The sequence below is a fragment of the Kitasatospora sp. NPDC001095 genome, assembly GCF_053598615.1.
This window is the reverse complement of record NZ_JBSFKQ010000062.1, coordinates 1-12,094: the sequence shown is the minus strand read 5'-3', so window position 1 is coordinate 12,094 and position 12,094 is coordinate 1. Positions and strand designations below refer to the sequence as shown.

Annotated in this window: 8 protein-coding genes and 1 pseudogene; 2 read left to right on the top strand and 7 right to left on the bottom strand. The window is 71.9% G+C overall.

Translation table 11 applies throughout. The annotated features are described in order from the left end of the window. Nucleotides 1–30 precede the first annotated feature (30 nt). Both ACWDBB_RS32335 and ACWDBB_RS32330 read right to left on the bottom strand, forming a co-directional pair. The gene (locus ACWDBB_RS32335; protein WP_449792964.1) at nucleotides 31–1,131 is read right to left on the bottom strand and encodes a PP2C family protein-serine/threonine phosphatase; all 1,101 of its coding nucleotides are present in this window, start codon (nucleotides 1,129–1,131) and stop codon (nucleotides 31–33) included. A 452-nt stretch (nucleotides 1,132–1,583) separates the two neighbouring features. Beyond that, nucleotides 1,584–1,997 (bottom strand): Fur family transcriptional regulator, encoded by a 414-nt coding sequence (locus ACWDBB_RS32330; protein WP_449792963.1) that lies wholly within the window; start codon nucleotides 1,995–1,997, stop codon nucleotides 1,584–1,586. A gap of 289 nt (nucleotides 1,998–2,286) precedes the next feature. Between ACWDBB_RS32330 and katG the strand changes: the two genes are divergently transcribed. Continuing rightward, complete coding sequence (gene katG / locus ACWDBB_RS32325; protein WP_449792962.1) at nucleotides 2,287–4,503, top strand: catalase/peroxidase HPI; 2,217 nt, start codon at nucleotides 2,287–2,289, stop codon at nucleotides 4,501–4,503. A gap of 126 nt (nucleotides 4,504–4,629) precedes the next feature. Here katG and ACWDBB_RS32320 read toward each other — a convergent pair. The 5 genes and pseudogenes from ACWDBB_RS32320 to tsaD form a co-directional block, all read right to left on the bottom strand. Beyond that, nucleotides 4,630–4,779, bottom strand: a pseudogene (locus tag ACWDBB_RS32320) (LuxR C-terminal-related transcriptional regulator); the annotation flags it as partial. Nucleotides 4,780–4,885: 106 nt separating this feature from the next. Beyond that, nucleotides 4,886–5,992 (bottom strand): JmjC domain-containing protein, encoded by a 1,107-nt coding sequence (locus tag ACWDBB_RS32315; protein WP_449792961.1) that lies wholly within the window; start codon nucleotides 5,990–5,992, stop codon nucleotides 4,886–4,888. Between the two features lie 75 nt (nucleotides 5,993–6,067). Beyond that, nucleotides 6,068–7,114 carry a cytochrome P450 gene (locus ACWDBB_RS32310; RefSeq protein ID WP_449792960.1) on the bottom strand — a complete coding sequence of 349 codons (1,047 nt, stop codon included), beginning with the start codon at nucleotides 7,112–7,114 and terminating at the stop codon, nucleotides 6,068–6,070. Between the two features lie 554 nt (nucleotides 7,115–7,668). Next, entirely contained in the window at nucleotides 7,669–9,966 is a 2,298-nt protein-coding gene (locus ACWDBB_RS32305) for a collagenase (RefSeq protein ID WP_449792959.1), read from the bottom strand. Between the two features lie 199 nt (nucleotides 9,967–10,165). Beyond that, nucleotides 10,166–11,218 (bottom strand): tRNA (adenosine(37)-N6)-threonylcarbamoyltransferase complex transferase subunit TsaD, encoded by a 1,053-nt coding sequence (gene tsaD / locus ACWDBB_RS32300; protein WP_449792958.1) that lies wholly within the window; start codon nucleotides 11,216–11,218, stop codon nucleotides 10,166–10,168. A 181-nt stretch (nucleotides 11,219–11,399) separates the two neighbouring features. On the opposite strand from tsaD, the gene ACWDBB_RS32295 reads away from it, so the two are divergent. Then, nucleotides 11,400–12,002, top strand: a complete 603-nt coding sequence (locus tag ACWDBB_RS32295; protein WP_392880054.1) for a superoxide dismutase — start codon at nucleotides 11,400–11,402, stop codon at nucleotides 12,000–12,002. Nucleotides 12,003–12,094: the final 92 nt, after the last annotated feature.

Genomic DNA, 12,094 nt, shown 5'->3' with positions numbered 1-12,094 from the left:
GAGGGGCGGTGCCCGACGGAGCCCCTGTGATCAGTCCGCGTCAGCGCCGTCGTCGGGGAGCCGGTGGCCGAGAAGCACGGCGATGTCGTCGTCGAGGGCGGCACCGCTGTATGCGAGCAGATCCTCGTGCAGACGGTTCAGGAGCTCGCGTGGCGGCAGGGCGGTCCAGTTGCGGACACGCTGGGTGAGCGGGTAGAAGGCTCCGGTCCGGTCGCGAGTCTCAGTCACGCCGTCGGTGTACAGCAGCAGCCGGTCGCCCGGACGGAAGGGCTCCACGTCGACGTGGTAGTCGCCGCCGAGCAGCACGCCGAGGTTGAGAGGCGGCGACGGATCCCGCGGGGCCAGTTCGCTGACGCTATCCCGGTTGATGAGCAGCGGCGGGGGGTGACCGCAGTTGACGATGCGGACCACGGGCTCGTCGCCGGGAATCTCGGCGAGCACGGTGGTGATGAAGCGTTCCTCGCTTCCGGGGAGCTGGTCGGCCCGGCGGCTCATGCTCCGCTCCAGTCGACGCGCCACCGCGGGCAGATCGGGCTCGTCGTAGGCGGCCTCGCGGAAGGCGGCCAGCATCGCCGCGGCCGTCTCCACTGCGAGCAGGCCCTTGCCCCGGACATCGCCGATCAGCAGGCGCACACCGTGCGCGGTGCTCATCGCCTCGAAGAGGTCGCCGCCGATCTGGGCCTCCGCAGCTGCCGACACGTACAGGGTTTCGATGCTGACGCGGCCCAGGCGGTGGGGAACCGGACGCAGCAGCACGCGCTGCGCCGTCTCGGCCACCGAGCGCACGGTGGCCAGGGTGCGTTCCCTGCGCATTCGGTGGGCGGCCAGAAGGACGCCCAGCGCCCCGACCAGTGCCGTGGAGAAGTAGGTGGCCACGTAGTGGCGCTCCCACAGATAACCCACGGCGCGGCCCGCACAGCACGGAGTGCCCGCCAGCACGCCTTCGAAGACCAAGGCGAAGACGGTGATGGCGCCGACGAAGGCGGGACCGTGGGCGAAAGCGGCGATGACGGGCAGGGCGATGAGCAGAAAGCTCACCGGCCACTGCACGGGAGTGATCGGTTCCAGCGCCAGGATGACCGCGACGTAGATGGCGGGCAGCCAGCGGATCCAGGCCGGCGGGGCGGGCACCTGGGGCTCCGTCCCGTCCGGCTCCGTCGCACGGTGCCGAGCGGCCCCGCCGAAGCCCGGGAGCCTCACCGCGCGCTCCGGTGACGGTGCGCCCGGTCGAACGAGGAACCGCGGGGAACCGGCCGGACACGGGCGGGCGAAGCGGACCGCCGCGCCCCCACGAACGGCGGATCCGTCAGCGTGCCGGGGAGCGTCCGCCCGGACGGCGGCGGGAGTCCGACGGCCGCGGGGGGCACCGCGGTGCCCAGCGGTGTGACCCCGAACTCCCGGTGGCGGGCGTCATCCGGTTCGTGATCCGCCTGTGCATGCATACGTCCATCATCACGACATACCAGCCACTGCCGCCCGCCGACGGAGCCGGGCACGCGACCGCACGGCGCCCGCGAAAGAGCCGGCGGGCCGACCGTCCGGGCGGACCATCAGGCCGACCATCGGGCCGACCATCGGGGCGATCAGCCCGCGCAGGTCGGGCACAGCCCCCGGTAGGTGACCTCCGCCTGCGACACGGCGAACCCGAAGCGCTGCTCGGCCGGCAGGTCGGCCAGCGGATTGCCCCGCGGCTGGACGTCGCGGATGGCGCCGCAACCGGTGCAGATCAGGTGCTGGTGCGGGCGGTGCGCGTTCGGGTCGTACCGCTTGGCGCGCCCGTCGGTGGCCACCTCGACGACCTCGCCCAGGGCGACCAGCTCGCCGAGCGTGTTGTAGACGGTCGCCCGGGAGATCTCCGGGAGGCGCTCCGCCGCCCGGGCGTGCACCTCGTCGGCGGTCAGGTGCACGTGCTCGCCGTCCAGGACCTCGGCCACGACACGCCGCTGGGAGGTGAGGCGCCAGCCGCGCCCGCGCAGTCGCTCCAGCAGGTCACTCATATCGGTTCACCTATTCAGGTCAAGGGGAGGACCGGAGTTTACCAATTCACATCCGGTGCCTTCCGGATCCCGATCGGATATGGCTTTGGTGTCTTTCTTGACTTGGATTCCGTCCATCGTAGGATCGGCTCCGGCGCTAGCCTGGGTAGCAGCAGCACGTGACTCCCGTCGCTGCCGTGCGCAACGGCGAGCAGGGGCAGCACGTGACGCGCCAGGACCAGACAGCAGCAGTAGGTGCCGTAGGTAGCAGAGAAGACACCGTGATCCGCCTTGTGAGGGAAGGATTCCCATGTCTGACAACCACGATGCAACCGGCGTAGAGGCGAACGCGGAGGGCTGCCCGGTGAACCACGGGCGGGCGCCGCACCCCACCCAGGGCGGCGGGAACCGCCAGTGGTGGCCGGAACGGCTCAATCTGAAGATCCTCGCGAAGAACCCCGCCGTGGCCAATCCGCTCGGTGCGGACTTCGACTACGCCGAGGCCTTCAAGACCCTCGACCTCCCGGCCGTCAAGCGGGACATCCAGGAGGCCCTCACCACCTCGCGGGACTGGTGGCCGGCCGACTTCGGCTACTACGGCCCCTTCATCATCCGGATGGCCTGGCACAGCGCCGGCACCTACCGGATCAGCGACGGCCGCGGTGGCGCCGGCGGCGGCCAGCAGCGCTTCGCCCCGCTGAACAGCTGGCCGGACAACGCCAGCCTGGACAAGGCCCGCCGCCTGCTGTGGCCGGTCAAGAAGAAGTACGGACGCGCCCTGTCCTGGGCCGACCTGATCGTGCTGTCCGGCAACGTGGCCCTGGAGGGCATGGGCTTCCGGACCTTCGGCTTCGGCGGCGGCCGGGTCGACGAGTGGGAGCCGGACGAGGACGTCTACTGGGGCCCCGAGACCACCTGGCTCGGCGACGAGCGCTACACCGGCGACCGCGAGCTGGAGAACCCGCTGGCCGCCGTCCAGATGGGCCTGATCTACGTCAACCCCGAGGGCCCCAACGGCAACCCGGACCCCATCGCCGCCGCGCGCGACATCCGCGAGACCTTCTACCGGATGGCGATGAACGACGAGGAGACCGTCGCGCTGATCGCCGGCGGCCACACCTTCGGCAAGACCCACGGCGCCGGCCCGGCCGACTCCGTGGGCCCGGCCCCGGAGGACGCCCCGATCGAGCAGCAGGGCCTCGGCTGGAGGAGCACCTTCGGCACCGGCGTCGGCGGCGACGCCATCACCAGCGGCCTGGAGGGCACCTGGACGCCCACCCCGGTCACCTGGGACAACAGCTTCTTCGAGACGCTGTTCGGCTACGAGTGGGAGCTCACCAAGAGCCCCGCCGGCGCGCACCAGTGGAAGCCCAAGGACGGCGGCGGCGAGGGCACCGTCCCCGACGCCCACGACCCGAGCAGGCGGCACGTGCCGATCATGCTCACCACCGACCTCTCACTGCGCTTCGACCCGGTCTACGAGCCGATCTCCCGGCGCTTCCTGGAGAACCCGGAGGAGTTCGCCGACGCCTTCGCCCGCGCCTGGTTCAAGCTGACCCACCGCGACATGGGCCCGGTGGTCCGCTACCTCGGCCCGGAGGTCCCGGCCGAGCACCTGCTCTGGCAGGACCCGCTGCCGGAGGCCACCTACCGGCAGATCGGTGAGGCCGACGTCGCCGACCTCAAGCGGCGGATCGCCGCCACGGGCCTGTCGGTGTCCGAGCTGGTCTCCACCGCCTGGGCCGCCGCCTCCTCCTTCCGCTCCAGCGACAAGCGCGGCGGCGCCAACGGCGGCCGCATCCGGCTCCAGCCGCAGGCCGGCTGGGAGGTCAACGAGCCCGACCGGCTCGCCACCGTGCTGCGCGCCCTCGAAGGCGTCCGGCAGGAGTTCAACGCGCAGGCCGGCGACAAGCAGGTCTCGCTCGCGGACCTGGTGGTGCTGGCCGGCGGCGTCGGCGTCGAGCAGGCCGCCAAGGCGGCCGGCCTGGCCGTCGAGGTGCCGTTCGCGCCCGGGCGGGTGGACGCGACGCAGGAGCTCACCGACACCGAGTCCTTCGCCGCGCTGGAGCCCAAGGCGGACGGCTTCCGCAACTGGGTCGGCAAGGGCAACCGGCTGCCGGCCGAGTACCTGCTGCTCGACAAGGCCAACCTGCTGGGCGTCAGCGCACCCGAAATGACCGTGCTGGTCGGCGGCCTGCGCGTGCTGGGCGCCAACCACGGCAAGTCCACGCACGGCGTGCTCACCTCCACCCCGGGCGTGCTGACGAACGACTTCTTCGTCAACCTGCTGGACCTGGGCACCAGTTGGAAGGCCACCTCGGAGGACGCGCACACCTTCGAGGGTCGGGACGAGTCGGGCCGGGTGCGGTGGACCGGCACCCGCGCCGACCTGGTGTTCGGCTCCAACGCCGAACTGCGGGCCATCGCCGAGGTGTACGCGGCCGACGACGCCAAGGAGAAGTTCGTCGAGGACTTCGTCGCGGCCTGGGTCAAGGTCATGAACGCGGACCGCTTCGACCTCGCGTGATGCCGGTCGACTGACGGCGACGGCGGGAGCCCAGGGGCGCCACCCCCGGGCTCCCGCCGTTGCCCCGGGCTCCCGCCGTCGTCACGGGTCCTTGCCGTCGCTACGGGGACTCCTGACCCGGACTCCTCATCGGACCTCTGACGAGCCCACGCTCACCAGCCCGGTCTCGTACGCCGCGACCACCACCTGGGCCCGGTCCCGCAGGCCCAGCTCGCCGAGGATCCGGGCCACGTGCGTCTTCACCGTCGCCTCGGACAGTCCCACCCGGGCGGCGAGCGGCCGTACGGGCGGCGCGAGCGCGCACGGTGGACGCGCTGCGGGCCGAGTGACGGCCGACGGGCGGGGCCGGGTGGTTGTTCACCCGGCCCCGCCCGTTTGCCCGTCAGGCCCCCGTGCGGGCCGCGTCGCGCAGCTTGCGCCAGGTGCGGCCGAGGGAGGACGGTCCGGTGCGTCCGGCGGCGGGCGCACCGGACTCCCAGGACCGGGCCGCCTCGGCGAGGGTCTCCGGCGGCGCCGGTGCGATCGGCGGGCCGCCCCGGTCGGGTTGGTCGGTCCGGTCGGACCGGACCGACCGGGCGGCGCGGGCGGCGCGCAGGAGGTCCTCGGGACCGAGCGCGGCGAGCCGGGCCCGGGCGTGGTCGAGCAGGGTGGCGCAGGCGTCCGTGATCGCGGCCTCGCCGAGCGGGCGGGCCGGGAGGTCGAGGCCCTCGGCCAACTGCCGTTCCAGGGCGGCGCGCAGGTCCTGGACGGAGAGGTCGCGGACGGTCAGCGACAGGTGGGCGGAGAGGCCGCCGGCGCCGACCGCCCGGTGGGCGAAGCCGCGCGGGACGTAGAGCACGCCGCCGGGTTCGAGGACGCCGTGCAGCCGCAGTGGGGAGCGCTCGTCGTCCGGCAGTTCGCCGAGCCGCCAGTCGGCCGCGGTCGGCGCGTCGTGGACGTACCAGGTCTTGCGGCCGGCGGCCTGGAGGACGAACACGTCGGCGTCGTCGCGGTGCACCGCGAGGCCCTGTCCGCCGGCCGGGGTGACGAAGAAGAAGGCCTCTATCCGCCGGTCGAGGTCCTCGGAGAGTCGGGCCACCAGGTCGCCGGTCGGGCGGTGCCACTGGTCGACGCAGCGCAGCAGCAGGGTCGCCCCGCGGCGCAACTGGGCGAGGACCCGCGCCCGGTCGGCGAAGCCGTGGTGGGTGACGCCGTTGACCACGCGGGAGGTGGTGAAGGCCTCGGGCGGGATGGTGACCTTGTCGGAGCGGACCATCTCCAGGTAGGGCGTGCGCAGCAGCCCGCCGTCGAAGGCGGCGTCCAGTTCGTCGAGGTCGAACGGCGAGGCGGGGGCCGCGGGACCCACCGGTGCCGCCGGGGCGTCCGGGGCGTTCGGGGCCTTCGGGGCCGCCGGGTTCTCCCGGGGGAAGAGCGCGGGCTCGCGCTGCCACTGGCGCTCGGCGAAGCTCCGGACGTCGCCGACCCAGTCGGCCAGCGTGGGCGATTCCATGGTGTGTCCCGTGGTGTCAGGGGTGTTCCGGGGCGCGGGAGCGCGGGGCCCCAGGGGTCCTCTACGAGCCGGGCGTCAGGCCCCGACCTGCGCCTCGAACCGTACGGAGAGCAGGGAGCGCAGCGGCACCTGCGCCTCCTGCTGCGGGCCGCGGACGGTGAGCCGGTTGTCCAGGGCAACGGTCAGCAGCCGCTCGGCCAGCGGCACGATCAGGTGCTTGGCCCAGCAGCGGGCGCCGTCGAAGCCGAAGGGCATGAACGCGGGCGCCTTCTCCGGGTCCGTGACGCCGCCCCAGCGTTCGGGGCGGAACTCCAGCGGGTCGGGCCAGTAGTCGGGGTGGCGGTGCATCAGCAGCGGGAAGAGCGCGACGTCGTCCTCGGGGCGGATCTCGGGGTGCAGGGCGGTGTACGCCGCGCCGCCGTTGCGGTACAGCATCCACGCCGGTGGGAGTAGCCGCAGCGTCTCCCAGAGGATGGCGGTGAGGTCGGCGCGCTGCTCCGGCCGGTCCCGTTCCGGGCCCATCAGCCAGAGGGCGTTGCCGGTCAGCGCGGCCACGCCGTCGCACAGGGTGGCCGTCGCCCGCCGGTACATCGCGACGGCCTGCCGGCGGTCCAGCGGGTCGTCGGCGTCGCGGATCAGCCCGGCCAGTGCGGTGCGCCCGTCCTGCTCGGCGGAGCCGGGCCAGCGGGTGGCGGCGCGGTCGACGAGCCGGGAGAGGGTGTCGGAGCGGGTCACGCCGCGCTTCGACAGCAGCGAGACGGGCAGCGGGTCGCCGGAGAACAGCCAGCGGCGCAGGTAGGAGGTGCCCGCGTAGGGCCAGGCGCCGGCCATCCCGCGGGCCGGGGGCGGCGGCTTGCGGCTGCCCGCCACGGCGTCCTGGCCCAGCGCCCGGATCGTCCGGGTCGCGCTGTCGTGGGGGATTTCGGCGCCCGCGGCGGGTTTGTAGACCGATCGCTCGGTGGAAAGCACGGGGCGGGCCGCGACGATTTCGGCCATCAGTCGGGAGTCCGAGACGCCGACCTTGGCCGGGTCGATCCGGAAGACCTTCTCGTCCCTGGCCAGCAGGTCCCGAATCGTCGGGGCGAACACGACGGTACGGCTGCGCGTGGTGGCCGTCGCCATTTCTTCCATGGGAATTCGGCCTCCAATGCGAAATGCCCGGGAAATGCCTGGGAAGTGCGTTCGGTGCGGCGCGCGGGGAATTCCGGACGCGCCGCGGCGCCGGCGGGAGACGTGGCCGACCCTCGCTCCCGCCGACGGCCGACCACGTCAGATGACGTGCAGCACCCACGCGTGGTTCGCGAGGTCCTCGTTCTTCTTGAACTTCTTGACGAGCGTCTTGATCATCTTCATGGCTGTCTCCATTCCGGTGAATACGGGTGCGGCGAGAATGCCGCACCCGGGCCGTCCGAGTTATTCGGCATTCCGTTGCCGGGTGCCGAACGGGTTCATCTGTCATGGACCCTAACCGAAAGATCGCCGCTCGGACACCCCTTCGGCAGAGGATTATGCGATCTCTGCGTGTTGTTAGCGGTCTATTCGATGGTCGAATCGTTATAACCCGTGGAAATCAAGGTGGGGCGCGGAGTGGGAACGCGAAAGGGCCCCGCGAAGCCGCGGGGCCCTGCTGCGCGTACGACGGGTACGGCGCGGTCGGTCAGGTGTCGAGCACGTGATCAGTTGTAGGTCGTGGTGACGGTCACGCCGCCGAAGCCCTGCTGGGCGTAGAGGCTGAAGAAGACGTAACCGGCCGGCGGGTTGGTGATGGTCAGGGTCTCGCTGTTGCCGCTGGTGGTCGACTTGGCCTGGTACGAGCCGGTGGTGGCCCAGGAGCCGCTGTTGTAGTACAGGTCGGCGTTGCCGGTGCCGCCGCTCGTGGTGATGGTCAGCTGCTTCACACCGGCCGGCAGGTTCAGGAAGCTGTAGCTGTAGTTCCCGGTGGTGGCGGCGACGTTGTCGCGGCGGCAGTTCTTGTCGAACTGCCGGGCGTCGGCGGCAGTGCACAGGGGGGCCTGGGTGGTGGGCAGCGAGCCGCAGTTGTCGGCGGCGCAGGCCTTGAGCCAGGTGGCGAAGTCGGCGTCGTACTTGGTGCCGATGGTGGTCTTCAGGAGGGTGCGGGCGCCGTTCCAGTCACCGGCGCGGTACTTGGCGAGCAGCGCGGTGACGTCGTCCGGGTGCGACTGGAGCATGTAACGGACCGCCAGGTAGCCCCAGTTGTAGGTCCGGGTGGAGTTCGAGTTCTCGTAGGTCGTGTCGAACAGGGTGCTCAGCGCGTAGGTGCCCTGGCCGGCCTGGGCGACGGCGGCGTCGTAGTGCTCGCCGCGGTAGCTGTAGGAGACGTACTCGGCGAGGCCCTCGACCCACCAGATGGTCGGGGTGGTCATGCCGGCATTGAAGTCGCCGTACATGTCGTAGCGGCCGTCGAGGTAGTGGGTGTACTCGTGGTTGAGGTTCCAGATCTGGAACTGGGGGCGCAGCCAGGAGGCCTCGTGGGCGATGAAGCGGGCCTGGTTGCCGGCCTTGGCCGGGTCGCCCTCCTCGTACATGCCGCCGTTGTCGACCTCGATCTTGTACATCTCCCAGGCGTACAGGCTGTAGTTGTAGTAGTCGTCGAAGACGACGACCTCGAGGTTGGTGTTGTTGTCGTTGGCGACCGGGCCGTTGTCCTTCACGATCTTGTGGAAGAACGCGTCCTGGTTGATCAGGCTGGTGCAGGTGTCGGCGAGCTGCTGCGCGGTCATGTCCTGGGCGCGGATGCGCAGGTTGGCGTTGCAGGTGTGGTCGACGGTGAGCACCAGCGGGACCAGCTTGGCCGGGACGTCACAGGTGCCGTAGAGGGAGCAGTTGCCCTCGTCCTTCTTCTCCGTGAACCAGAGCAGGTTCATGGTGAGCGGACCGGTGTTGCCGACCAGCGGGTAGCGGTTGATCAGGTCCTTGAGGATCGGCCGCCCCTGGGGGCGCAGCTCCTCGTGGGCGACCAGGTTGCCCAGCTGGATGCCGATCCTGGTGACCAGGTCGCCGCCGTTGATCAGGCCGCTGTTGCGGGTGACGAAGGACGACGCGGTGGTGGCGAAGGTGGGGTCGGCCTGGAGGGCGGAGACGAACTCCGGCAGGTCGAAGCCGCGCTCGATGACGGTCTCGGTGTTGGCCACGGCGGTGGTCATCGCGGCGGGCCAGCTGCCGGTGTAGTCGTTCAGCAGCCGCTTGACGACGCCGGTGTACCGGGCGTTCTCCTGGGCGCTGTCGATCAGGGTGACGGCCTCGCCGAGCGTGTTGCCGTTGGCGTCGCTGACGTCCCTGGTGCGCGGGGCCGCGAAGAAGGAGTCCAGCGCGCCGCGGATGGCGGTCTTGAGGCTGTCGCCGTACGGGCCGACGGCGTCCTTGTTGTACCACTGGACGTAGTAGCCGGCCCGCAGGAAGAGCACCAGGTTCCCGGCCGAGGTGGAGTTGTCGCCGGGGTAGGTGGCGGCGGTGTCGCGCAGGGCGTTGGCGACGGTGACCATCTGGGCCTCGTTGAAGGCGCCCTTGGCATCGTTGCCGGTGAGCTGGAACAGCGTGTTGACGCAGTCGAGCCCGGCCGACTTGACCTGCTGGACCAGCGCGGCACCGGACTTGCCGGTGAAGGCGGAGACGTCGCAGGCGGCGGCCGAGAGCGACCGGGCCGACTTGGCGGCGCCGACGGTGCTGCCCGCCGTCGGGGCGGTCGCCTTGGCCTGCGGGTCCGAGGCGAGCGGCCGGTCGTCCTGCGGGGTGTCGGGCGACTTGGGCACGGGGATGGTGCGCGGCGCGGCCTTCCCGGCCGAGGTCGCCGAGGTCGCCGAGGCAGCCGAGGTGGCCGGGCTCCCGGCCGGTGCGGCGCCGGGGGTGCCGGCGGCCTGGGCGGCCGGCGCGAACAGGCCGAGCGAGAGGAGGAGCGCGGTGCCGAGCGCGGGGAGCCTGCGCGCGGCGTCCTTCGCCATCGAGGAGGGACGCATCTGTGGGGGCCTCCGGGCCGTTGGGGGTGGGGGCTGCCGTGCTGCGTGGGGCGCACGGGCCTTGCCGTGTGACATGTAAAATGGCACAACGGAGAACGCGGAGGGAAGGGCCGGGAGCGGATTGCCGGTCGGCGAGACCGAAACGTTGTCAGGTTCGCGCGGGCGAGCGGTCTGTGTGGCTGTCGGGTATGCGGGGTTGTCAGGCCCGCGCGAGCGCCCGGGGCGTGAGCGCCGCGAACTCCAGCGGCGCCGAGGGATCCACCGACAGGTCCGCCGGGGCCGGCTCCGCACCCGCGCGGACCAGCAGGTCCCCGACCGCCGCCACCATCGCGCCGTTGTCGGTGCACAGCCGCAGCGGCGGCACCCGCAGCGCGATCCCCGCCGCCGCGCACCGCCGCTCGGCCAGCGCCCGCACCCGGGAGTTGGCCGCGACCCCGCCGACCACCACCAGGGTGCCGATCCCGTGGTCCAGGCAGGCCCGCACCGCCTTGCGGGTCAGCACGTCCGCGATCGCCTCCTGCAGCGCGGCCGCCGCGTCCGGCACCCGGGGCTCGCGCTGCGCCTCCACCCAGCGGGCGGCCGCGGTCTTCAGGCCGGAGAAGGAGAACGCGTACGGGTCGTCATGCGGCCCGGTCAGCGGGCGCGGCAGCCGGACGGCCGTCGGATCGCCCTCGCGCGCCGCGCGGTCGATCGCCGGACCGCCCGGGTAGGGGAGCCCCAGGATCCGGGCGACCTTGTCGAAGCACTCTCCGGCCGCGTCGTCCAGGGTGTCGCCGAGGTGGACGATCGGGTCCCGGGCCAGGTCGCGCACCAGCAGCAGCGAGGTGTGGCCGCCCGAGACGATGAGCACCACGCAGGGGTCGGGCAGCGGCCCGCCGTCCAGGGTGGCGGCGGCGACGTGCCCGGCGAGGTGGTGCACGCCGTACAGCGGGACGCCCAGCGAGAAGGCGTACCCCTTGGCGGCGGCCACGCCCACCTGGAGCGCCCCGGCCAGTCCGGGGCCGGCGGTCACCGCGACCGCGCCGACGTCCGCCAGGGCGAGTCCGGCCCGGTCCAGCGCCTCCCGGACCACCGGCGCCATCGCGTGCACGTGCGCCCGGGCGGCGATCTCCGGCACCACCCCGCCGTAGCGGGCGTGCTCGTCCATCGACGAGGCCACCGCCTGTCCGAGCAGCACGCCGTCGCGCACCAGGCCCGCGCCGGTCTCGTCGCAGGAGGACTCGATGCCCAGCACCACCGGTGACCCTGTCACAGTCACTCACCTTTGTCGGTCATTACACGGAACGACGACCATTGTGCCCGACGGGATGTGAGGAATAAGCAGGAGCCCATGCTTCGTTCTTGCAACTCATACGCAATAGTGTTGTCCCGGCACGATCACACCTCCACCGCCGTCAAACGCGGTGCAACCCGCCGAAAGGGGCCGTGTCCTGATGGGCACCTACACGCTTCCCGACCTCCCGTACGACTACTCCGCGCTGGAGCGGGCGATGTCGGCCGAGATCCTGGAGCTGCACCACTCCAAGCACCACGCCGCGTACGTCAAGGGCGCCAACGACACCCTCGACCAGCTGGCCGAGGCCCGCGACAAGGAGCAGTTCGGCGGCCTGGTCGGCCTGCAGAAGACCTTCGCCTTCCACCTGTCGGGCCACGTGCTGCACTCGCTGTTCTGGCAGAACCTCTCGCCCGAGGGCGGCGAGCGCCCCGAGGGCGAGCTGGCCGACGCCATCACCGAGCACTTCGGCAGCTTCGAGGCCTTCAAGAAGCAGCTCACCAACGCCACCACCGGCGTCCAGGGCTCCGGCTGGGGCATCCTGTCCTGGGAGCCGCTCGGGCAGCGCCTGATCGTCGAGCAGGTCTACGACCACCACGGCAACGTCGGCCAGAACACCACTCCGCTGCTGGCCTTCGACGCCTGGGAGCACGCCTACTACCTGCAGTACCGCAACGTCCGCCCGGACTACGTCACCCGCCTGTGGGACGTCGTCAACTGGCAGGACGTGTCGGACCGCTTCGCGGCCGTCAAGAGCGCCTGACCCCGTCGGGTGACGGTCGGCCCCGGACCGGTCGGGCGGTCCGGGGCCGACCCCCGTAGGAACAGAACCCCACAGGGGTTGAAGCCCCCCAC